Source organism: gamma proteobacterium symbiont of Lampromicra miyakona, from assembly GCF_059730895.1.
This window is the reverse complement of record NZ_AP035932.1, coordinates 400,999-423,364: the sequence shown is the minus strand read 5'-3', so window position 1 is coordinate 423,364 and position 22,366 is coordinate 400,999. Positions and strand designations below refer to the sequence as shown.

The 22,366-nt window shown below is 58.9% G+C and carries 19 protein-coding genes; 9 read left to right on the top strand and 10 right to left on the bottom strand.

Annotation, left to right across the window (positions count from 1 at the left end):
* Positions 1-9 precede the first annotated feature (9 nt).
* Together aaeA and aaeX are read right to left on the bottom strand one after the other, a co-directional pair.
* Positions 10-939, bottom strand: coding sequence for a p-hydroxybenzoic acid efflux pump subunit AaeA (gene aaeA / locus AC6I8P_RS02020; protein WP_498030934.1), 930 nt, complete (start codon positions 937-939; stop codon positions 10-12).
* 8 nt (positions 940-947) lie between these two features.
* A complete protein-coding gene (gene aaeX, locus AC6I8P_RS02015) occupies positions 948-1,151 on the bottom strand; it encodes a p-hydroxybenzoic acid efflux pump operon protein AaeX (RefSeq protein WP_021508145.1) in 204 nt (67 codons plus the stop codon).
* Positions 1,152-1,409: 258 nt separating this feature from the next.
* On the opposite strand from aaeX, the gene aaeR reads away from it, so the two are divergent.
* Positions 1,410-2,327, top strand: a complete 918-nt coding sequence (aaeR, locus tag AC6I8P_RS02010) for an HTH-type transcriptional activator AaeR (RefSeq protein WP_058771467.1) — start codon at positions 1,410-1,412, stop codon at positions 2,325-2,327.
* 326 nt (positions 2,328-2,653) lie between these two features.
* Here aaeR and tldD read toward each other — a convergent pair whose 3' ends face one another.
* From tldD to csrD, 8 genes are all read right to left on the bottom strand, one after another.
* Complete coding sequence (gene tldD, locus AC6I8P_RS02005) at positions 2,654-4,099, bottom strand: metalloprotease TldD (protein ID WP_498030933.1); 1,446 nt, start codon at positions 4,097-4,099, stop codon at positions 2,654-2,656.
* Between the two features lie 64 nt (positions 4,100-4,163).
* Positions 4,164-7,982 (bottom strand): AsmA2 domain-containing protein YhdP, encoded by a 3,819-nt coding sequence (yhdP, locus tag AC6I8P_RS02000; protein ID WP_498030932.1) that lies wholly within the window; start codon positions 7,980-7,982, stop codon positions 4,164-4,166.
* Positions 7,983-8,029: 47 nt separating this feature from the next.
* Entirely contained in the window at positions 8,030-9,499 is a 1,470-nt protein-coding gene (rng, locus tag AC6I8P_RS01995) for a ribonuclease G (RefSeq protein ID WP_021508149.1), read from the bottom strand.
* Positions 9,489-10,082, bottom strand: a complete 594-nt coding sequence (locus AC6I8P_RS01990) for a Maf family protein (protein WP_498030931.1) — start codon at positions 10,080-10,082, stop codon at positions 9,489-9,491. Before AC6I8P_RS01990 ends, rng begins: the two co-directional genes overlap by 11 nt.
* 8 nt (positions 10,083-10,090) lie before the next feature.
* Positions 10,091-10,579: a rod shape-determining protein MreD gene (gene mreD, locus AC6I8P_RS01985; RefSeq protein WP_031279826.1), complete on the bottom strand. Its 489-nt coding sequence runs from the start codon at positions 10,577-10,579 to the stop codon at positions 10,091-10,093.
* Positions 10,576-11,610 carry a rod shape-determining protein MreC gene (gene mreC, locus AC6I8P_RS01980; protein WP_021508152.1) on the bottom strand — a complete coding sequence of 345 codons (1,035 nt, stop codon included), beginning with the start codon at positions 11,608-11,610 and terminating at the stop codon, positions 10,576-10,578. The genes mreD and mreC overlap by 4 nt, the downstream gene beginning before the upstream one ends.
* Positions 11,611-11,878: 268 nt before the next feature.
* On the bottom strand, positions 11,879-12,922 hold the full coding sequence (gene mreB, locus AC6I8P_RS01975; protein ID WP_003855260.1) for a rod shape-determining protein MreB: 1,044 nt from the start codon (positions 12,920-12,922) through the stop codon (positions 11,879-11,881).
* 311 nt (positions 12,923-13,233) lie between these two features.
* The gene (csrD, locus tag AC6I8P_RS01970; RefSeq protein WP_211725551.1) at positions 13,234-15,180 is read right to left on the bottom strand and encodes an RNase E specificity factor CsrD; all 1,947 of its coding nucleotides are present in this window, start codon (positions 15,178-15,180) and stop codon (positions 13,234-13,236) included.
* 306 nt (positions 15,181-15,486) lie between these two features.
* Between csrD and msrP the strand changes: the two genes are divergently transcribed.
* The 8 genes from msrP to prmA all read left to right on the top strand — a co-directional run bounded on the left by msrP (position 15,487) and on the right by prmA (position 22,272).
* Entirely contained in the window at positions 15,487-16,491 is a 1,005-nt protein-coding gene (gene msrP / locus AC6I8P_RS01965) for a protein-methionine-sulfoxide reductase catalytic subunit MsrP (RefSeq protein WP_211725550.1), read from the top strand.
* Positions 16,492-17,094: a protein-methionine-sulfoxide reductase heme-binding subunit MsrQ gene (gene msrQ / locus AC6I8P_RS01960; RefSeq protein WP_021508155.1), complete on the top strand. Its 603-nt coding sequence runs from the start codon at positions 16,492-16,494 to the stop codon at positions 17,092-17,094. It begins immediately after the preceding gene.
* Between the two features lie 232 nt (positions 17,095-17,326).
* The gene (aroQ, locus tag AC6I8P_RS01955) at positions 17,327-17,779 is read left to right on the top strand and encodes a type II 3-dehydroquinate dehydratase (protein ID WP_021508156.1); all 453 of its coding nucleotides are present in this window, start codon (positions 17,327-17,329) and stop codon (positions 17,777-17,779) included.
* A 21-nt stretch (positions 17,780-17,800) separates the two neighbouring features.
* Positions 17,801-18,268 (top strand): acetyl-CoA carboxylase biotin carboxyl carrier protein, encoded by a 468-nt coding sequence (gene accB, locus AC6I8P_RS01950; protein ID WP_058759883.1) that lies wholly within the window; start codon positions 17,801-17,803, stop codon positions 18,266-18,268.
* 11 nt (positions 18,269-18,279) lie between these two features.
* Positions 18,280-19,629 carry an acetyl-CoA carboxylase biotin carboxylase subunit gene (gene accC / locus AC6I8P_RS01945; RefSeq protein WP_021508158.1) on the top strand — a complete coding sequence of 450 codons (1,350 nt, stop codon included), beginning with the start codon at positions 18,280-18,282 and terminating at the stop codon, positions 19,627-19,629.
* A 71-nt stretch (positions 19,630-19,700) separates the two neighbouring features.
* Complete coding sequence (locus AC6I8P_RS01940) at positions 19,701-19,943, top strand: YhdT family protein (RefSeq protein ID WP_058775720.1); 243 nt, start codon at positions 19,701-19,703, stop codon at positions 19,941-19,943.
* A complete protein-coding gene (gene panF, locus AC6I8P_RS01935; protein ID WP_498030930.1) occupies positions 19,933-21,378 on the top strand; it encodes a sodium/pantothenate symporter in 1,446 nt (481 codons plus the stop codon). Before AC6I8P_RS01940 ends, panF begins: the two co-directional genes overlap by 11 nt.
* Positions 21,379-21,390: 12 nt before the next feature.
* A complete protein-coding gene (gene prmA, locus AC6I8P_RS01930; RefSeq protein WP_264441915.1) occupies positions 21,391-22,272 on the top strand; it encodes a 50S ribosomal protein L11 methyltransferase in 882 nt (293 codons plus the stop codon).
* The last annotated feature ends 94 nt before the right edge of the window (positions 22,273-22,366 follow it).

The window sequence follows — 22,366 nt, the reverse complement described above, 5'->3', positions numbered from 1 at the left end:
CGCCCCCGCTTAACCAAACTCACGCAGGCGGTTGAACAGCTGCGCCATCGGCGACACTTTGGTCTGGCGGTCTTTATCACCGGTGATCACCACGGTGGCGGTGGTCCCCGCCGGGAAGCGGTTGCCGGGTTGATCGTCAAGGCGAATACGCACCGGTACGCGCTGCGCCAGACGCACCCACTCGAGGTTGGAGTCCACGGTGGCCATGCCTTTACTGTCAACGCTGCTGCTGCTGTTGGTCACGCCAGCCGCGATACTGTCAACCGTGCCGCGCAGCACCGTGTTGCTGCCCAGCGGGGTAATCTCCGCGTGGAAGCCGGGACGCACGCCATCCAGCTTGGTCTCTTCCATGTAGGCCAGCACGTAGAACGAGTGCTGCTGCACCAGCGCCACGGCCACCGAGCCGCGCGTGATGAATTCACCCTGGTAGACGTTGAGGTTGGTGACCCAGCCGTCGGACGGTGCTTTGATGGTGGTGCGATCGAGGTCGATCACCGCCAGATCGCGCGTCGCCACCGCTTTGGCCAGCTGATGTTCACTGGTCTGCAGGTCGCTGTTCGACTGCTCAATAGCTTCACGCGACATCGCGCTGGTACCGAGCTGGTTACGGCGCGCCGCTTCACGGCGTTTTTCACTAACCAGCGCCTGGTAATATTCGACATCCGCCTGCGCCTCATCCAGCGCTTTCTGGTAGCGCGGACGGTCGACGATAAACAGCGTATCGCCTTTTTTCACCAGCTGGTTGTCGTGTACCGGGACGTCGGTGATCAGTCCGGTCACGTCCGGGGAGATCGCCACCACGTCGGCGGAGAATTTGGCGTCACGCGTCCACGGCGACTCGGTATAGAACACCCAGGCGCGGAAGATGATAACAACAGCGATGATAACCAGCAGGAGCGTAATGGCGTAACGCGCGATTTTTCTTATTAGCGCTTTCACTTAAAACCTCAGACGAATAGACGGGATACAAGGTAAAACACACAGCAATACAGCGCTGTGTTAAAAAGTGCCGGGTGCCACACCAGATCGTAAATCCCGCTGGGCGTCAGCACGCGTTTCACCAGCCAGAACAGCGCCAGCGAAACCAGTAGTTCAATGAAGATGGGCGGAAAAGACAGCCCGAATACGACAAATACCGGAAGCACACTCATTTCGGTTCCTTAGTTCGACCTTGCCGGATTGCACCGATACCTGCCCTCATGCCCTCTGGCACGTCGGGTTGATGATAGTGGGATGACGGATAATCTGATGACAACATTCAGGCCGCGTTGAGCTAATCATAGCGTATCATCGGGTAAACACTGCCGTGTTCAGGTGCGGTGAAGAGACCCAGCGTGCGTATAGTAACGCGCTTGACTATACGTTTTCTACATATTGTGAGCTAAATCACTTTTTAGCCAGAGTAAACAATGGAACGACTCAAAGGCATGTCCATTTTCGCCAAAGTGGTTGAATTGGGCTCATTTACCGCCGCCGCACGCCAGCTACAGCTCAGCGTCTCGTCAATCAGCCAGATTGTTGCCAGACTGGAAGATGAGCTGCAGGTGAAACTGCTTAACCGCAGCACCCGCAGTCTGGGCCTGACCGAAGCCGGTAAGATTTATTATCAGGGCTGCCGCCGCATGCTGGCAGAGGCCTCACAGGTGCACGAACAGCTGTACGCCTTCAACAATACGCCGATCGGGATTTTACGCATCGGCTGCTCAACCACCATGGCGCAAAATGTCCTGTCCGCCATGACCAGCGAGATGCTGCACGAATACCCGGGACTGAGCGTCAACCTGATGACCGGCATACCGGCGCCGGACCTGATTGCTAACGGGCTGGATGTGGTGATACGCGTCGGTGAGCTGCAGGATTCCAACCTGTTCTCGCGCCGGCTGGGTGCCATGCCGATGGTGGTATGCGCGGCGAAGAGTTACCTGGCCCAGCACGGCACGCCGGAAAAGCCGGCTGAAATCGACAACTTTTCCTGGCTGGAGTACAGCGTGCGCCCGGATAACACCTTCGAGCTGGTGGCGCCGGAAGGCCTGGTGACGCGCCTGACACCGCAGGGCCGTTTTGTCACCAATGATTCGCAGACGCTGATTCGCTGGCTGAAAGCGGGCTGCGGTATCGCCTATGTGCCGCTAATGTGGGTGATTGATGAGATTAACGCCGGTGAGATCGATATTTTGTTCCCGCAGTATCACTCGGAGCCGCGCCCGGTGTATGCCGTCTATACCGAGAAGGATAAGCTGCCGCTCAAGGTGCAGGTGTGCATCAATTATCTGACCGAGTATTTCAGGCAGGTGGCGAGGCAGTATCAGCAGCACCGCAAAAGTTAGCCGCCGTCTGGCGCTGGTGTGGTCGGCCTGAAGGGTGCATACGGGAAAATGCGGGGCAGTTATGCATGCCAGGTCACCCTGAAAGGTGACCTGGCAAAACAATTGCGTAATGCCGATCAGTTAAGTACCAAATTCAATTACCGCAGATTTCGTAGCGGCGCGATTAATCGCGCGTACTACTAGCAGCACCGTTCCCATCCATGCTTCGCGCAATAAATTGCGCCGCTACCAAAGTGTGCGTGCTGTTTACTCATAACTGACAAGCATTGTACAAACCCATTGCGCGGTTTTGACAGGGTGCGCACTGATGCGCACCAGCATGAACCTTAAGCCGTTCCGCCCACGGTAATTTTATCCAGCTTCAGCGTGGGCTGACCTACGCCGACCGGCACGCTCTGGCCCTCTTTACCGCACACGCCGACGCCCTTATCCAGCGCCAGATCGTTCCCGACCATGGAAATCTGCTGCATCGCCTCAATGCCGGAGCCGATCAGCGTAGCGCCTTTCACCGGTTTGGTGACTTTGCCGTTCTCGATCAGATAAGCCTCGGAGGTGGAGAATACAAACTTGCCGGAGGTGATATCGACCTGGCCGCCGCCAAAGTTAGGGGCATACAGACCATACTCCACACTCTCAATGATCTCCTGCGGCGTCGATTTGCCCGCCAGCATATAGGTGTTGGTCATGCGCGGCATCGGCAGGTGCGCATAGGATTCACGACGCCCGTTACCGGTAGGCGGCACGCCCATCAGACGCGCATTAAGCTTATCCTGCATGTAGCCTTTCAGCACGCCGTTTTCGATCAGCACGTTGTACTGTCCCGGCACGCCTTCATCATCCACCGCCAGCGAACCGCGCAGCCCTTCAAGGGTACCGTCGTCAACCACGGTGCAGAGTTCGGACGCCACCAGCTGGCCCATCTTACCGCTGAAGACGGAAGTCTCGCGGCGGTTGAAATCCCCTTCCAGACCGTGGCCCACCGCTTCGTGCAGTAGCACGCCTGGCCAGCCCGCACCCAGCACCACCGGCAGCGTACCGGCTGGCGCCGCGACGGCGGACAGGTTAACCAGCGCCATGCGCACCGCTTCGCGCGCCCAGACATCGGCCCGTACATCACCGCTCTCATCGGCAAGGAAGAATTCGTAGCCGGTACGCGCACCGCCGCCGCTGGCGCCGCGCTCGCGTTTACCTTGATCTTCGACCTGAACGCTAATGGACAGGCGCACCAGCGGGCGAATATCCGCCGCCAGCGTACCGTCGGTGGCGGCGACCAGCACCTGCTCGTAGACGCCGCTCAGGCTGGCATTCACTTCCTGCACGCGCGGATCGGCAGCGCGTGCCACTTTATCAACCCGGTGCAGCAGCGCGATTTTGTCTTCGCGCGTCAGGCTGTCCAGCGGATTGACCGGCGCGTACAGCGAACGGTTAAGCACCGCGGAGAGCGCGTGCGCTTTGCCATTGCCCTGCTCGCGCACGATACTGCGCGCCGCTTCGGACGACTGGCGCAGGGCGTTGAGGCTGATTTGATCGGCATAGGCAAAACCGGTTTTCTCCCCGCTTACCGCGCGGACGCCCACGCCCTGATCGATGTGATAAGAGCCATCTTTAATGATTTTGTCTTCCAGCACCCAGGATTCATGGAAGCTGGACTGAAAATAGAGATCGGCATAGTCCAGACGACGTTCTGAAAGCTGCCCTAACAGGGAAAAAAGGTCCTGCTGATTAATGCTGTTCGCAGCTAGTAACTGCTCACTTACCAGATTCAGAGTCATCGTTTCTCACTCATTATGTGCTCGGATAGTCATAGCCTGCGGCAATTCCCCGACGGCGTCAAATTCACTTCTTATCGGCTTCGCGCGGTTTGCGCAGCACTTCATTGATTTCCGGCTTATCCAGCGGTCCACTGATGTGATAGCGCAGCAGCGAAATCTTATTCCACAACGGTGCCAGCACCTTGCTGGCGGCAAATACCGCCGCGCCGACCACCGGGTTAATCACAAACGCGGTGGCCACGCCAACCGAGGCGCCGATCTCTGGTGCCACCACCGCTTCCATGTCGATTTGCCGCTGCACCAGATCTATTTTGCCCTGCATGGCGATATCCGCTTCGAGGCCATCCACCAGCAGGTTATCGGTACGCATCACGCCGTTTTCAATCCACGCCGTGCCGTTGATCGAATCAAACCAGAAACCTTCATTAAAGGTATCGCTAAAATCGAAGCGCAGCTTACGCAGCAGGGCATCGAAGCTCACCAGCCGCAACAACTGTCCGGCACGACCGGTGTTCACATCCGCAATCTGCCCTTTGCCGAAGTGAGTTTTCAGCGTGCCGCTCAGCGTCTTTTCTGAAGGCTGCCACGGTGCGGAGCGCCAGTGCAGGTCATAATCAATTTTAAACGGCGCATCGCGCAGCGGCGTGTTCATGCCAAACCAGTTGGTGGCATCATTGATATTTTTGCCGCTCAGGCTGCCTTTTAACGAGGTGCGCTGCTCGCCCGCTTTGTTCACCCATTCACCCGCGACATTGAGCTTCGAGCTGCCGGTATCGACGCTGCCGTTAGTGAGTGCTAACGTCTCTCCCTGCGGCTGGAGCCTGGCCTGGATGTGGCCGAACTTCTGCCCGCGCAGCCAGCACTCAGCGCAGTTGAGCTGCAGCGCTGGCCAGCTGCGGAAATCAATGCCGCTGTCCCCGCTGAACGGCGAGGAGGCCTTGCCCGCTTCGTCGTCACTCCATTGCGGATTGTAATAAAGATAGCTCAGGTCGATTTGCCACGGCGCGTGTTGTGCAGTTCGCAGGCTGCCGCGCGCTTCGCGGCTCTCCAGCTGCAGTTGCGTGCTGCCGCCCGCCCCCTGAGTCACCGTGGCATTAACATCGTGCCACTGCTGGCCGCCGAGCGTCAGGGCCGGGGTGCGCAACGTCACATCGCCCGGCAGCAGTGCGCCGCCGATGTCCGTCTCGCCCTGCGCATTGCGTGAACCCGTCGCGCCGGTCATCAGCCCCAGCCAGGCTTCGCCGTCCAGCGCCGGCAGATTGAGTACCATCCCGCGCCGATCCGGTAGCGCCGGCGTGCTTTTGGCATCATTCAGCCAGATACCGCGATCGACGCGCAGCTGCGGCTCCAGCAGCCAGCGGCTGTTAAAGCGATGGTGCTCACGCACGCTGCCGCTGAGGTTAAAACTGTGCAAATCGCCGCTGGCATTAATGGCGATGGGCAGTGCCTCACCGGCCTCTTTATCCAGTGGTGGAGGTAAGTGACTGCTCACTGTCTTGCCGTCACCGTTGATATCAACCTTGTAGCGCGCCCCACCCTGATGCGGCAGCGTGATGTCGACATTGCCCTGCCACGCCAGACTGCCGCCCAGCTTACTGCTTACGCTGACAGGCAGCATGGCCAGTTTTGCCGGCTGCCAGTCGCCCAGCAGTTTGACGTTAACGCCAAAATCATCGGGATTTTCCGTGGTGCTGAAACGCACGCCGGTGGGCTGACCGAACCAGTTGGCCTGCAGCTCTTCACTCTCCAGGTTCCCGTTGTTGTAGCGGAAACGTCCGGTCAGGTTTTTCAGCGTGGTGTTGAGCGGCTTAATGTGCAGGCTGCTGTTATTCAGCACCACGTTACCGCTGGCGTGCACCAGTTCCCCATCCAGCGGAATATCCAGGTTGAGCGAACCACGCACGTTGCCGCCAATCTGCAGCTGCTCCAGCGCCGCACCCAGCGTGGATTTAAGTGGCGTGCGGGCGAAATAGTCGGCGATATCTTTACCTTCGCCGCTCAAATCACCGTCAATGATCAGCTTCTCTTTCAGGTAATCCGGGATTACCGCACTGACGTTGCGCGCGTCCACCGTGCCCAGCCGGGTTTGCGCCGCCTTCATCCACAGACCGTCGTTGATAAAATCGAGGTCGATATCGAGATTTTGCAGCGCCGGCCAGCCTGGCTGGAACTGGAAGGTAGCATTGCGCACCGGCACGGCCACTTCAAACATGCCGTCGTGGTGCTTGAACGGGAACAGACGCGGATCGCCGGCAAACAGCAGCGTGGCATTCTCCACCTGGCCGCCTTTGACCGCTTCGCTGAGATACTGCGTCAGATCGTGGCCCATCAGCGGCTCGGGGAAGTAGCGCCAGGCATCACCGGCGTCGGTGACGCGGATCCCGGCAAGAATGTCGAGCCGCGGCGCTTTACCGACATTTTGCTGATAGCGGAAATCGCCGCGCGCCCACAGCGAACGTGCCTGCACGTCCAGCTGCTGGCCATCCAGCGTCAGGCCGTTGCCATCGCGCAGCCAGTTAATCCTGCCGGTGACCTGCTGAATCTGTAACGGCGCCTGGAACATATCGCCGTACGGCACTTCTGCCTGGCCCATCTGCACATCCAGCTGGCCGTGGTTCAGACTGCCGCTGGCGCTGCCGCTCAGATTGCTGATGCCCGGCAAAAGCTGCCAGTGCTGCCACGCCAGATCGCGCCAGCGCGCCTGCAAACGCGTCTGCTCCGGCTGCGCCAGCGGAATATCCAGCGCCAGCGCGTCGATATAGCCGCGCGGCTGCAGCGCCCGCCAGTTGTCCAGCAGTGTAGGTGAGAGCGGCGCAAACAGCGGCACCAGCGGTGCCAGACGCTGCAGATCAAGACGGGTGGCGCGCACCCGCACTTCCGCTGCACTGTTCGCGCCGATCATCTGTTTATCTTCCGGCTTCCACAGCAGGGCGATATGGCCGGCATCCCAGGCCACGCCGTCAGTCATCAGCCGGGTTTGCGGCACCGTCAGGCTCCAGCCATTCTGGTAGCGCGCCAGATGCGCGGTCAGGCCATCCACCTGCAGCTGATGATCACCCTGCTCGCCGCGCCAGCGTGCGCCGCCTTTGCTCAGCAGCAGATCGCCTGCGTACACCTCACCGTCGCGCAGGTTGACCCACGCGGCCAGGCTGAAACGCGCGCTTTGCAGGCTGGTATTATCACGCAGCCAGCGGCCAATCCACGGGCGCACGTCCACGTCATCGGCCTGCATCCAGATGCGGCCGTCGTTGAGTAAGCCGTTAGTATCGTTAAGATCGAGCCGTACCTGCACCACGCCGTGCTGGCCGGTGAAGCTGGACAGGCTCACTTCGCCTTCGGCGCGATGGCGGTTGTCCTCGTTCAGCCAGGTAAGGCGGGGAATCGCCAGTTCGGCATGCTGGCCGGATGGCGTGAGAAAACGGATGCTGCTGTCGCGCAGATCGAAATGGTCAAACTGGCGTAAGAACAGATCGTTGATTTGGGCCGGTTTGAAGCTGTTTTTTTGCTCGTCGCTGGTGAGCAACGGACGGTTGGTTGCCAGCCGCAGCTGCCAGAAGGTGAGATCGCGGAACTGCCAGCGCCAGTGCAGCAGCGACTGCCACACATTGAGCGCCAGCGTAACGCGGCCAATCTGCAGCTCGCCATCTTTATCCATGTCGATACGCAGATCGCGCACCTGCAGGGTCGGGCCAAAATTCTCCCATTTTCCCTGAACTTCACTGGCATCGATGGTGACGCCGCTGACGCGCGAAAGGGTGTGCAGCACCTCGCCGCGATAGCTGTTGAGATGCGGCATCACAAGGCGCAGCCCGCTGACCAGCAGCGCCACAATGACGATGATTGCGGCGAGCAGCAGTAACAAAATCCCCGGCAACCGCCTCACACACCTCTCCTTGCTTTCCGTTGGGTTACGGCGTTCAACCTCACGACTTACATCATGACGACGTCAAACTGCTCCTGCGTGTAGAGCGGTTCAACCTGTACTTTGACCTGCTTGCCGACAAAAATTTCCACTTCGGCCAGCGCGTGCGACTCATCGCTTTTCAGCGCTTCACCCACTGCGGGCGACACGTACACCAGGAAGCTGTCGGAGTCGTAAGCGTGATGGACGCGGACGATTTCACGCATGATTTCATAGCACACGGTCTCCACCGTCTTCAGCGAACCGCGTCCCTGGCACACCGGGCAATCGGCACACAGCACATGCTCAATGCTTTCGCGCGTGCGTTTGCGCGTCATCTCGACCAGCCCCAGCGCGGAGAAGCCGTTGATGCTGGTCTTGACGCGATCTTTGCTCAGCGCGCTCTCCAGCGAGTGCAGCACGCGCCGGCGATGATCGTCATTATTCATGTCGATAAAGTCGATGATGATAATGCCGCCGAGATTACGCAGCCGCAGCTGGCGCGCAATCGCCTGCGTGGCTTCGATATTAGTATTAAAAATGGTTTCGTCGAGGTTGCGGTGGCCGACAAACGCACCGGTGTTAATGTCCACCGTGGTCATCGCTTCGGTCTGGTCGATAATCAGGTAACCGCCAGATTTCAGTTCCACCTTGCGCTCCAGCGAGCGCTGAATCTCGTTTTCCACATCATAGAGATCGAAAATCGGCTGCTTGCCGTTGTACAGCTCCAGCTTGCTGGCCATCTCCGGAATATATTCACTGGTAAATTCCACCAGCAGATCGCAGGTCAGGCGCGAATCGACGCGGATGCGATCCAGCGCTGCGCCGGCGAAATCGCGCAGCACGCGCTGCGCCAGCGCCAGCTCGCCGTACAGCAGGCAGCGCGTCTGGTTGCGCTTTTTACGCTCGCTGACTTTGGTCCACAGGCGCTTTAAAAATGCCGCGTCCTGCGCCAGCTCTTCTGCGCCAATGCCTTCTGCGGCGGTACGAATAATAAAGCCGCCGAGATCGTCACAGTAAGCGGCAACCACCGCTTTCAGCCGCTCACGTTCGGCTTCGCTTTCAATGCGCTGTGAGACGCCCACGTGCGAAGCCCCCGGCATAAAGACCAGGTAGCGCGACGGCAGCGTAATATCGGTGGTGAGACGGGCACCTTTGGTGCCGAGCGGATCTTTCACCACCTGCACCATTAAATCCTGTCCCTGACGCACCAGCTCGGCGATATCGCGCACGATAAAGTTCTTCTTCTCATCACCCGCCACGCATTCGGTGTGCGGCATGATGTCCGAGGCGTGCAGAAAGGCCGCTTTGTCCATCCCGATATCGACAAATGCCGCCTGCATGCCCGGCAGTACCCGGCTGACGCGCCCTTTGTAGATATTGCCGACAATACCGCGCCGCGCTTCGCGCTCAATATGGATTTCCTGCAGAATGCCGCCGTCAATATAGGCAACACGGGTTTCAGAAGGTGTCACATTTACCAGCAGTTCAGCCGTCATCTTGTCCCCTTAACGCACGCAGCGACTGAAAATGGCTCAGCAGTTCGCTGGTTTCCACCAGCGGCAATCCCACTACGGCGTGATAACTTCCATTGATGCGGCGCACAAAGTTGCCGCCCAGGCCCTGAATTCCGTACGCGCCGGCTTTATCCATCGGCTCGCCGCTGGCGATATAGTGCGAAATTTCCTCTGCCGTGATAGTGCGGAATGTCACGTCTGTGGTCACCAGGCAATCCAGCTCGCCCTGCGCATCGGCCAGCGCCACGGCCGTCATGACCTGATGGGTTTGCCCGGCCAGTTTACCCAGCATCTGCGCGGCATGCGCCGCATCGCGCGGTTTCTCCAGCACTTCGCCATTTAGCACCACGATGGTGTCAGCGCCCAGCACCGGCAGATCCTGCGGTGCTATCTGCACGCCGGCCCGCGCCTTATCGCTGGCCAGACGCCGCACATAAGACTCCGCCGCTTCGCCCGGCTGACGCTGCTCTTCAACATTGGTAATCAGGCGCTCAAACTGCAGGCCAAGCTGCGTTAACAGCTCGCGCCGACGCGGTGAGCCGGAAGCCAGGTAGAGGGTTATCATTGTATTCCTTATTGCACAGCAAACTGACGGCGAATCTTTCTCATCAGTAAGAATAGCCAGGGCCACAGGATACCGTCGACCACGCTACTCCAGAAGATTTCCGGGCGGAAGGAGACGTTGATGACCAGAAATTCTGCCCAGAAAACAATCACATCAACCGCCAGCGACAGCACCATAACCATTAATGCCTGCTGCCACAACGCCAGATTACGGAATAGCTGAAATTTAAAGGCCACCAGATAGGCGATAATGCTGAACGCCAGCGCACGCACGCCCAGCGTTGAGCCGGCGACCAGATCCATAATGGCGCCGAGGAAAAAGCCGGTGCCCACATTGACCCGGTGCGGCAGCGCCAGCACCCAGTAGATCAGGATCAGCAATAGCCACGATGGCCGGAACATGTAAATCTGATCCGGCCACGGCATGATTTGCAGGATAAGCGCAACAAGGAAGGACAGCCAGATCACCCAACGCCCCTGGCTGCGATATCGACTCAAGGCTGGCCTCCGCGCGAGTTCGCCGGATTACCCTGCGAACGGCTGCTGGCGGCGGGCTGTGGCGGCCCCATCTGCTGATTTTGCTGCATCATGGCGGGTGCCGGCGGCCCCATTTCGCCCGCGGGCGGCAGCACCTGCGGCATCATCTGCATCAGGCGTTCGTTGGCCACGCGATGCACTTCGTCCGGTGCCATCGGCATGTCGCCGTTCTTATCCGCACCCCACAGCAGCAGCAGGTAGCGCAGACGCTGCAGACCGGCAGTCGGACGCGCCTGAATCACGGTATAGGCACGCTGCGTATCCACTTTCACTGACGACACCACGCCGACCGGATACCCTTCCGGGAAGCGTCCGCCCAGGCCCGACGTCACCAGCACATCACCGACGCGAATATCCGTATTGCCCGGCAGATGCTCCAGTTGCAGATCTTCGCTGCAGCCGTTACCGGCGGCGATGACGCGAATATCGTTACGCAGCACCTGAATCGGCAGGGCGTGCGAGGCATCACAAATCAGCAGCACGCGGCTGGTCATCTGCCCTACCGCCACCACCTGGCCGACCACGCCTTTATCGCTGATCACCGGCTGGCCTTCATACACGCCGTTGACGCTGCCTTTATCGATGATCACCTGATCGGTGTAAGGATCGGTGCCGGTGGAGATCACCTGGGTCACCATTTTGTGCTCATCCTGACGCAGCGGCGAGCCGAGCAGCTCGCGCAGACGCGCGTTTTCCTGCTTGTATTGCCCCAGCATCAGCAGGTCACTGTTTTTCAGGAAGAGCTCACGGCGCAGCGCTTTGTTTTCCAGCTCCAGCTGCTGGCGCGAGGCCAGCGTTTCGGAAACACCGTCAAGAAGCTGTCGTGGCCCGTTGGCCAGGAAGTAAAATGGACTGACCGACGTGTCCAGGTAGTTGCGGATCTGGGAGAACGTGCTGATCCGGCTGTCGGCGACAATAATCGCGATAGCCACAATCACGGCCAGAAACAGGCGCAACTGCAGGGAAGGTCCCCTGCTAAAAATCGGCTTCATAAATTCTGCGAATTCCTCGACATCAGGGAAGAAGCGTGAGTGTCAGCACTCACGCCTCCAGGGCTGGACGCTATACGCCGTCGTGCGCAGCGTCGCCAGTTACCCCGCATCCTGCAAACCGCAGTGACGACGTTGTGCCGCTGCTGCCCGGTGCCTGCTGCTGAGGCTGCCGTGCGGCATGCGATGGCCATCGTCCTGCCGTTGTGCTGATTTTGGGTATCGTCGCTATTCCCTGCGCAATTTGACCACGGTCTCAGCCGGAGAGGAATTACTCCTCGCTGAACAAATCGCCGCCATGCATGTCGATCATTTCCAGTGCTTTACCGCCGCCGCGCGCTACGCAGGTCAGCGGATCTTCTGCGACTACCACCGGAATACCGGTCTCTTCCATCAGCAGACGATCCAGGTTACGCAGCAGCGCGCCGCCACCGGTCAGCACCATACCGCGCTCGGAGATGTCAGACGCCAGCTCCGGCGGGCACTGCTCCAGCGCGACCATCACGGCACTGACGATACCGGTCAGTGGCTCCTGCAGCGCTTCCAGGATTTCATTCGAGTTCAGCGTAAAGCCACGCGGCACGCCCTCAGCCAGGTTACGGCCGCGCACTTCGATCTCGCGCACTTCGTCACCCGGATAAGCAGAACCGATCTCATGCTTGATACGCTCAGCGGTGGCTTCACCAATCAGCGAGCCGTAATTACGGCGCACGTAGTTAATGATAGCTTCATCGAAGCGATCGCCACCAATACGCACAGAAGAAGAGTAAACCACGCCGTTCAGGGAGATAACCGCGACTTCGGTCGTACCGCCACCGATATCCACCACCATCGAGCCGGTCGCTTCTGACACTGGCAGACCCGCGCCGATTGCTGCGGCCATGGGTTCTTCAATCAGGAACACTTCACGGGCACCGGCGCCCTGCGCCGATTCGCGGATGGCACGACGCTCAACCTGGGTCGCACCGACCGGCACGCACACCAGCACGCGTGGGCTGGGGCGCATAAAGCTGTTGCTGTGCACTTGCTTGATGAAGTGCTGGAGCATTTTTTCAGTCACGAAGAAGTCGGCGATAACGCCATCTTTCATCGGACGGATTGCTGCGATGTTACCCGGCGTACGGCCAAGCATCTGCTTTGCATCATGACCAACAGCCGCTACGCTCTTTGGGGAGCCGGCGCGATCCTGACGAATGGCAACCACAGAAGGCTCGTTCAGCACGATGCCTTGTCCTTTTACGTAAATCAGGGTATTCGCGGTACCCAGGTCAATGGACAAGTCATTGGAAAACATGCCACGAAATTTTTTAAACATACTAAGGGATAATCCTGCAAGCTGGGGGCGGAAAATAAAATCCGCCTACTTTACCAACCACGCGAAGCCGCTACAAGGCGCAAAAACGTTCTGCTTCGGTGAAAAACCAGGCTGAATAATTTTTCGCGGCGGTGCTGCCGTCCGACACCGGCGTTAAACGGCGCTAAGCTGCCGCTCTAAACGCAAATTCACCCGCCGGTCGCGGGTGAATTCCGACATAAAATCTAACATTTCCCGCCGCCGATCGCGCCGGCTGCGCACGGCATAAAGGCGAAAAATAGCCGCCTGCTGCCGTATCTGTGGCTGACGCGCTAAATCCGGTAACGTTGTGAGTGTTTCTTCACGTTACTGTTCACCGGCAGCGAAGGAGCAAAAAAGTCGCCCTGGCCGCCCGCGACGCCCAGCCCGGCCAGCGTTTGCCACTCCGCGCGCGTGCGTACTCCGGCGGCAAAGACTTTGGTGGGCGTGGATTTACACACCTCCAGCAAACTTTGCACGAACAGCTGATTTTCTGTACGGCGCTCAATGTTGCGAATCAGACCCGGGTCGAGCTTGATCAGCTCAATCGGGAACTGCTTGATGTAAGCGCTACTCACTACCGTTAATCCGGCCTGATCTACCGCAATCCGACAGCCAAACGCGGTCAGCATACGGAAAACCGGCACTAAACGATTGATGTGTTGACAAACATCCGCCTCAGCAAGTTCAAATAAAAATCGTTTTCTTTGCGATTTACTGCACTGCAGCAGCAATTTTTGCAGCCAGCGCTGGAACGGCCGTTGCAGCAGCGAATCGATATTCACCGGCAGCGCCAGCGTTTCATCCGGCCAGACCTCCGACAGCGCCGCAATACGCATGACCAGCTGGCGATCCCAGCTGTCGGCCATGCCAAGCTGCAGCACCAGCGGCATGAATTCTGCCGACACCACCTCTTTATCGCCGTCGAACACGCGCGCCAGCATTTCACGGTGATGCACTTTGCCGTCCAGCAGCACCGCCGGTTTCTGGTACAGACGCGGGCCGCCGCGGTTCACGGTGTTTTCCAGCAGGGTGCGCCAGCGCACGCTGCCGCGCCCCATCTCCAGCGTATTGCCCTCGCCCACCGACCAGTTGTTGCCGCCCTGCAGCGCCGCCCGCCGCGTGGCCAGTTCGACATTCTCCATCACCTGCGACACCGACTCGCCGCTGCGCCAGGCGCTGATGCCAATGTGGATCAGATCATCGCGATCCACCATGCGCATCGGCGGCAGCGAATCCACCGCGTTGATCAGCTGGTCGGCAATGCTGTTGGCCTCTTTCAAAGTGCGGTGCGGCAGCAGTACGGCAAAGTCGCTGCGGAAATAGCGCGCCAGCAGCGCACCCGGATAGCGCAGCACGAAGGTGGAGAGCATGTTTACCAGGTCGAACAGGTATTCATCGACCAGCGTCGGTCCGAGGGTTTCATGCAGGGTATCGAGGTCCGGCAGCCGCACCATCATCACCACACCGTGCGTGCCAACGTCTTCCTGGTCTTCCAGCAACGTGGCCAGTTGGTTATCGAAAAACAGGCGATTATTCAGGCCGGTACGCGAATCCTGCGCGGCAAAGGTGCGGATTAAGGTGTCGATACGCAGACGCTGCTCGCCGGCTTCCTGTAAATCCCCCAGCAGCAGATCGATAGCGCGGCTGGCTTTCGGCGGCCATTCGGCGATGGTATCGCTGCGTGGCGCGCGCTCGCCAGCCAGAATGCGCTCCGCGCGCGCCTCCAGCCGCTCCATATGCTGCCAGCGGCGGTTAAGCCAGCGGTGCGTCATCACCAGCAGCGCCGACATGATCGCCACCACCGTCAGCAGGATAATCAGCGTGTAGGCACCGGTGAACGAGCGGAACCAGGTTTTGGCGGGATCGAGCACCACCACGCGCAGCGCCATGCCCGGCGCGTGCACCAGCGGCACATCCAGTTGAATGAAACGGTTGGGCTCGTCTTCCAGCATCGGATTTTCATGACGCGCGAGGCGGAACAGCACGCTATCATCGTGATGCAGTTCCAGCTGTTCGGCATTGATGACGGGCATCAGGCGCGTCAGCCACTGCGTCAGTTCCTGCGGTGACTGGCTGGCCAGCGCTTTATCGACTTCCGTCGCCAGCGTCTGCACGCGGTTCTCTACGCGCTGCTGCGACAGCCAGATAAAACTAAAAGCGCAGCCTACCAGCATCAGTAACATCGCCAGTAAGCTTAATAAGGTAATAAACGCAGAAAACTTGGTTGTTAATCGCATCCCTGTGCCTGTATCACTGCGGTTTATGAACGCCAGCCCACGGTTCGCGCCAGCCGCGCTGGTGCAAACCTGAGCAAATTATCACAATTACCGATCCAAATCAGCGCCCGCCCGGCGCCGGGTTTCGCCACCCTGCGGCGCGAGTATAACGTCAAAGTGTGAAGCGCTGGCTTCCGGGGCGGCTTTTTCGTCCTATTCTCAACAGAACGCACCGGCCAGGAAATTTCACATTTTGCCAGCGAAAGTGGCGCGCCGGGCAGCGTTTGATCATGCTAGCTGCAGTTAATCGATTTGCCGGAGAACGCCATGAAGCGCACGCACATCCTTACCGAAGCCGATGTTACGCCGGAAAGCATTTTTAATTTGCGCCGCCGCCAGGTGCTGAAAGCGCTGGGGCTAGGCGCTGCCGCGGCCAGTCTGCCCGGCGGCGCACAGGCCGATGTGCTGAGCTGGTTTAAGGGCAATGACAGGCCGCCGGCGCCTGCCGGACGCGATCTGCAGTTCAGTAAACCGGCCCAGTGGCAGGCGGACCTGCCGCTGACGCCGTTTGATAAAGTCGCTGGCTACAACAACTTCTACGAATTTGGTCTCGACAAAGCCGATCCTGCCGCCAATGCCGGCACGCTGAAAACTGACCCGTGGCAATTGCGCATTGAGGGCGAAGTGGCGAAGCCGATGACGCTGGATATGGACGACATCTTCAAACGCTTCGCCATGGAGCAGCGTATCTATCGCATGCGCTGCGTTGAAGCCTGGTCGATGGTGATTCCCTGGGTAGGCTTTGAACTCAACAAGCTGCTGCTGCTGGCTGAACCCACCAGCAATGCCCGCTATGTCGCCTTCCAGACGCTATACGCGCCCGATCAGATGCCAGGACAAAAGGACCGCTTTATCGGCGGCGGGCTGGATTATCCCTATGTTGAAGGCTTGCGGCTGGACGAAGCGATGCATCCGCTGACGCTGCTCAGCACCGGCGTTTACGGCAAAGCGCTGCCGCCGCAAAACGGCGCGCCGATTCGCCTGACGGTGCCGTGGAAATATGGCTTCAAAGGGATTAAGTCGATCGTCAAAATTACCCTGACGCACGATCGTCCGCCCACCACCTGGAGCCAGATCGCCGCTAACGAGTATGGCTTCTACGCTAACGTGAATCCGCACGTCAACCACCCGCGCTGGTCGCAGGCTACTGAGCGCTTTATCGGTGCGGGCGGCATTCTCAAGGTGGAACGCCAGCCGACGCTGCTGTTCAACGGTTATGCTAAAGAGGTGGCCTCGCTGTATCGCGGTCTCGATTTACGGGAGAACTACTGAGTGCGCCTGACATTACGCCACGTTACGCTGCTGAAAGTGGTGCTGCATCTGGCGGCGTTTCTGCCGCTGGTGTACCTGTTTCTGGCGGCAAATCAGGGCTGGCTGAGCGCCGATCCGGCGAAAGATATCCAGCATTTTACCGGCCGCATGGCGCTGAAGCTGCTGCTGGCGACGCTGCTGGTGAGCCCGCTGACGCGTTATCTGAAGCAGCCGCTGCTGATTCGTACCCGCCGGCTGCTCGGCCTATGGTGCTTTGCCTGGGCCTGTCTGCATCTCACCAGCTACTATCTGCTGGAACTGGGCTACGATCATCTGCGATTACTCGGCAGTGAGATTGTCTCGCGCCCCTATTTGTTACTGGGCATGATCAGCTGGATTATTCTGTTTGCTCTCGCCATCACCTCTTTTCAGCGCGCCCAGCGCAAACTGGGACGCCGCTGGCAAACGCTGCACAACGGCATCTATCTGGTCGCGATCCTCGCGCCTGTCCACTATCTTTGGTCAGTGAAAGTGCTGTCACCGCAGCCGTGGATTTATGCCCTGCTGGCGCTGGCGCTGTTAGGCTGGCGTTACAATAAGTTGCGTAAACTTCTGCGCCGATAATCCCCGCAAGGTTGTTTTCCTGCTGCGAGATCTGTTAAAAGGTGTGGCCTTCGGGCCTCGCCGGATCAACTTCGCAGATAAGACCAGTATTTTGCTGCGAATTGCCTCGAAACGGATATAATGCCCGGCTTTATTGCAAGCGAAGTCTTCTTTTTCACTCTGAAGAGTGACAAATGAAGGATGTCGCGGTATTTTACGCGATGCCTCACTGATTGCAGGAGATAGCCGCAAGATGGCGCATAAATTTCACATACTGCTGTTAAACGGACCCAACCTGAACCTGTTGGGAACGCGCGAGCCTGACAAGTATGGTCACACCACGCTGGCGCAGATTGTCAGCGATCTGACGCAACAGGCCGACCAGCACCATGTGAAATTGAGTCATTTGCAATCGAATGCGGAATACCAGCTGATTGATCGTATTCACGAAGCCCGCGGCAACGTCGATTACATCATCATCAACCCGGCTGCGTTTACGCACACCAGCGTTGCCCTGCGCGATGCGCTGTTGGCGGTTAGCATTCCTTTTATTGAGGTGCATCTCTCAAATGTGCATGCACGCGAACCGTTCCGACATCACTCCTATCTTTCCGATGTATCTGCCGGCGTCATCTGCGGACTGGGCGCCGACGGCTACTCGTGGGCTTTACAAACGGCCGTAAAACGCCTGTCACATTCCAATTAAACAGAGTACGGAACCACACTCATGGATATTCGTAAAATTAAGAAACTGATCGAACTGGTTGAAGAGTCCGGCATCGCTGAGCTGGAAATCTCTGAAGGCGAAGAGTCAGTTCGCATCAGCCGTTCACCTGCCAATGTCGGTTACCCTATGATGCAGCAGGCTTATGCTGTTCCGGCTCCACAGCCTGCGCTGGCTGCTGCGGTTGCACCTGCTGCTGCGCCTGTCGCTGCAGAAGCGGCTAAACCTGAAGTCAGCGGCCACATCGTGCGTTCGCCGATGGTCGGTACCTTCTATCGCACCCCAAGCCCGGACGCCAAAGCGTTTGTGGAAGTGGGTCAGAAAGTGAACGCTGGCGACACCCTGTGCATCGTTGAAGCGATGAAAATGATGAACCAGATCGAAGCCGATAAATCCGGCGTTGTGAAGGCGATCCTGGTGGAAAGCGGCCAGCCGGTTGAATTCGACGAGCCGCTGGTCGTCATCGAATAACGAGGCGAAGCATGCTGGATAAAATTGTCATTGCTAACCGTGGTGAGATTGCGCTGCGCATTCTGCGTGCCTGTAAAGAACTGGGCATCAAGACTGTGGCGGTACACTCCACGGCAGACCGCGACCTGAAGCACGTGCTGCTGGCGGACGAAACCGTCTGCATCGGCCCGGCGCAGTCGGTCAAAAGTTATCTTAATATCCCGGCGCTGATCTCCGCCGCCGAAATCACCGGCGCGGTTGCGATCCACCCGGGCTACGGCTTCCTTTCTGAGAACGCCGATTTCGCCGAGCAGGTTGAGCGCTCTGGCTTTATCTTCATCGGTCCGAAAGCCGACACCATTCGCCTGATGGGCGACAAAGTGTCAGCGATCAACGCGATGAAAAAAGCCGGCGTACCGACCGTACCAGGCTCTGACGGTTCGCTGACCGACGACATGGAGAAAAACCGTGCCATCGCTAAGCGCATCGGCTATCCGGTGATCATCAAAGCCTCTGGCGGCGGCGGCGGTCGTGGTATGCGCGTTGTGCGCAGCGACAAGGATCTTGAGCAGTCCATCAACATGACGAAAGCGGAAGCCAAAGCGGCTTTCAACAACGACATGGTGTACATGGAGAAATTCCTCGAGAATCCACGCCACATCGAGATTCAGGTTCTGGCCGACGGTCAGGGCAACGCCATCTATCTGGCCGAACGTGACTGCTCCATGCAGCGCCGCCACCAGAAAGTGGTCGAAGAAGCACCAGCACCCGGCATCACGCCGGAACTGCGTCGCTACATCGGCGAGCGCTGCTCTAACGCCTGCGTGGAGATCGGCTATCGCGGTGCCGGTACCTTCGAGTTCCTGTATGAAAACGGTGAGTTCTACTTCATCGAGATGAACACCCGTATTCAGGTGGAACATCCGGTCACCGAGATGATCACTGGCGTCGACCTGATCAAAGAGCAGCTGCGTATTGCTGCCGGTCAGCCGCTGTCAATCAAACAGGAAGATGTGGTGGTGCGCGGTCATGCGGTCGAGTGCCGTATCAACGCCGAAGACCCAAACACCTTCCTGCCGAGCCCGGGCAAGATCACCCGTTTCCACGCGCCAGGCGGTTTTGGCGTGCGCTGGGAATCGCACATCTATGCCGGCTACAGCGTGCCGCCGTATTACGACTCAATGATTGGTAAGCTGATCACCTACGGCGAAAACCGTGACGTGGCTATCGCGCGCATGAAAAATGCGCTGGCGGAACTGATCATCGACGGCATCAAGACCAACGTCGATCTGCAGATGCGCATCATGACCGACGAAAACTTCCAGCAGGGTGGTACTAACATCCACTATCTGGAGAAAAAACTCGGCCTGCACGAGAAGTAAGCGCAGCGCAGAGCAATGCAGAGGCCGGTTAAACCGGCCTTTTTCATTTTTGTTGCCTTTGAGGTTGCATGATGGATGGGCGTTTTTTGCAAGCTAACAAAGAGGCGCGCTGGTCGCTGTACCTGACGCTGGCGTACCTCGCCGTCTGGGGCGTGTCCGCCTGGCTCGGCGGCACACAAAGCGGTATCACCGGCTTACCGCGCTGGTTTGAGTTCTCCTGCGTGTTCGCGCCCGTGCTGTTCATCGGCCTGTGCTGGCTGATGGTGCGCGTGGTGTTCCGCGATATGTCTCTGGAGGACCACAATGGAAACTGAAATCATTCTGCCGCTGCTGGCCTATCTGGTGGTAATCGCCGGGCTGTCAGTATTTGCCATGCGCAAGCAGCGTCAGGGCAACTTTCTCACCGAATATTTCCTCGGTAGTCGCTCAATGGGTGGCTTTGTGCTGGCGATGACCATCACCACCACTTACATCAGCGCCAGCTCATTTATTGGCGGGCCGGGCGCGGCGTATAAATACGGCCTGGGCTGGGTACTGCTGGCGATGATCCAGGTGCCGGCGGTCTGGCTGTCGCTCGGCGTGCTGGGCAAAAAATTCGCGATTCTGGCGCGACGCTACAACGCGGTGACGCTCAACGACATGCTGTATGGCCGCTACCGCAGCCCGCTGCTTATCTGGCTGGCCAGTATCAGCCTGCTGGTGGCGTTTATTGGTGCCATGACGGTGCAGTTTATCGGCGGCGCACGCCTGCTGGAAACCGCCGCCGGTATTCCTTATGACACCGGCCTGCTGATTTTTGGCGGCACCATCGCGCTGTATACCGCGTTTGGCGGCTTTCGTGCCAGCGTACTTAACGATGCCATGCAAGGGCTGGTGATGCTGATTGGCACCTTCCTGCTGCTGTTTGCCGTCATCCACCAGGCAGGCGGCCTGGCAACGGCGGTCACCAAACTGCGCAGCATCGATCCGCAGCTGGTGTCACCGGAAGGCGTCGGCAACGTCATCAATCCGACCTTCCTCAGCTCGTTTGCCGTGCTGGTGTGCTTTGGCGTGATTGGGCTGCCGCATACCGCCGTGCGCTGTATTTCCTACAAAGACAGCAAAGCGCTGCACCGTGGAATTATCCTTGGCACTATCGTGGTAGTGATACTGATGCTCGGCATGCATCTGGCCGGCGCACTCGGCCGCGCGGTACTGCCGGATCTGGCGATTCCGGATCGCGTGATCCCGACGCTGATGATCACCGTGCTGCCACCGATGGCGGCTGGCGTGTTCCTCGCGGCGCCAATGGCGGCGATCATGTCGACGATTAACGCGCAGCTGCTGCAATCGTCCGCTACGCTGATCAAAGATCTTTACCTGCGTATCGCGCCGCAGCACAGCGAGAACGAGGCGCGTCTGCGGCTGCTCTCCGGCACCATCACCTTTGTGCTCGGCCTGCTGCTGCTGCTGGCGGCCTGGAATCCGCCAGATATGATTATCTGGCTCAACCTGCTGGCGTTCGGTGGCCTTGAAGCGGTCTTTCTGTGGCCGCTGGTGCTGGGACTGTACTGGGAGCGCGCCAATGCGGCGGGCGCCATCAGTAGCATGCTGGTGGGAGCCGGATGTTATACGCTGCTTGCCAGCCTGAAAATCGAACTGTGGGGCTTTCACCCTATCGTGCCATCGTTGACATTAAGCCTGCTGGCCTTCCTGGTAGGTAATATGTTCGGCAGCGCGCCTGACGCACGCGATGCTGCCCTGGAATAAAAGAGAAACGCTATGCCATGGATTCAAATCAAAATTAACAGCACCGGCGAGCACGCCGAAACCCTCAGTGATGCGCTGATGGACGCCGGTGCGGTGTCAGTCACCTTTCAGGACACGCACGACAACCCGGTATATGAGCCGCTGCCCGGTGAAACCCGCCTGTGGGGCGATACCGATGTGATTGGCCTGTTCGACGCGGAAACCGCCATGGATGATGTTGTGGCTGAACTGAGCCAGCATCCGCTGCTGGGATCGGGTTTCCGCCATAAGATCGAACAGATCGAGGATAAAGACTGGGAGCGCGAATGGATGGATAACTTCCATCCGATGCGCTTCGGTGAACGCCTGTGGATCTGCCCAAGCTGGCGCGACGTGCCGGATCCGGATGCAGTCAACGTGATGCTTGATCCCGGTCTGGCCTTTGGTACCGGCACCCATCCCACCACGTCGCTGTGTCTGAGCTGGCTGGATGGTCTCGATCTGCAGGGCAAAACGGTGATCGATTTCGGCTGTGGCTCCGGCATTCTGGCCATCGCCGCGCTGAAACTCGGCGCAGCTCAGGCGATCGGCATTGATATCGATCCGCAGGCGATCCAGGCCAGCCGCGATAACGCGGAGCGCAACGGCGTGGCCGACCGCCTGTCGCTGTATCTGCCGCACCAGCAGCCGGAAAACCTGCAGGCGGATGTGGTGGTCGCCAATATCCTCGCCGGTCCGCTGCGCGAACTGGCGCCGCTGATTGGCGTGCTGCCGAAAGCCGGCGGCCATCTCGGCCTGTCCGGCGTGCTGGCCAGCCAGGCGGAAAGCGTGTGTGAAGCCTATGCGGAGCGCTTTGCGCTGGACGCCGTGGCGGAAAAAGAAGAGTGGTGTCGCATCACTGGCGTGCGCCGCTAACCGACGCATGGGCCAGCGACTGCTGGCCCGATTTTCCCCGCCTGAGACCTGTCTCAAATCCCCGCCAGCCCCGTTTTCCTGCCGTTTCTTTACA

Excerpts from the sequence above, each read along its gene's own strand:
- aaeX (WP_021508145.1), bottom strand. The coding sequence starts at position 1,151 with ATGAGTGTGCTTCCGGTATTTGTCGTATTCGGGCTGTCTTTTCCGCCC.
- aaeR (WP_058771467.1), top strand. The coding sequence starts at position 1,410 with ATGGAACGACTCAAAGGCATGTCCATTTTCGCCAAAGTGGTTGAATTG.
- tldD (WP_498030933.1), bottom strand. The coding sequence starts at position 4,099 with ATGACTCTGAATCTGGTAAGTGAGCAGTTACTAGCTGCGAACAGCATT.
- rng (WP_021508149.1), bottom strand. The coding sequence starts at position 9,499 with ATGACGGCTGAACTGCTGGTAAATGTGACACCTTCTGAAACCCGTGTT.
- AC6I8P_RS01990 (WP_498030931.1), bottom strand. The coding sequence starts at position 10,082 with ATGATAACCCTCTACCTGGCTTCCGGCTCACCGCGTCGGCGCGAGCTG.
- mreC (WP_021508152.1), bottom strand. The coding sequence starts at position 11,610 with ATGAAGCCGATTTTTAGCAGGGGACCTTCCCTGCAGTTGCGCCTGTTT.
- mreB (WP_003855260.1), bottom strand. The coding sequence starts at position 12,922 with ATGTTTAAAAAATTTCGTGGCATGTTTTCCAATGACTTGTCCATTGAC.
- csrD (WP_211725551.1), bottom strand. The coding sequence starts at position 15,180 with ATGCGATTAACAACCAAGTTTTCTGCGTTTATTACCTTATTAAGCTTA.
- msrP (WP_211725550.1), top strand. The coding sequence starts at position 15,487 with ATGAAGCGCACGCACATCCTTACCGAAGCCGATGTTACGCCGGAAAGC.
- aroQ (WP_021508156.1), top strand. The coding sequence starts at position 17,327 with ATGGCGCATAAATTTCACATACTGCTGTTAAACGGACCCAACCTGAAC.
- accB (WP_058759883.1), top strand. The coding sequence starts at position 17,801 with ATGGATATTCGTAAAATTAAGAAACTGATCGAACTGGTTGAAGAGTCC.
- accC (WP_021508158.1), top strand. The coding sequence starts at position 18,280 with ATGCTGGATAAAATTGTCATTGCTAACCGTGGTGAGATTGCGCTGCGC.
- AC6I8P_RS01940 (WP_058775720.1), top strand. The coding sequence starts at position 19,701 with ATGGATGGGCGTTTTTTGCAAGCTAACAAAGAGGCGCGCTGGTCGCTG.
- panF (WP_498030930.1), top strand. The coding sequence starts at position 19,933 with ATGGAAACTGAAATCATTCTGCCGCTGCTGGCCTATCTGGTGGTAATC.
- prmA (WP_264441915.1), top strand. The coding sequence starts at position 21,391 with ATGCCATGGATTCAAATCAAAATTAACAGCACCGGCGAGCACGCCGAA.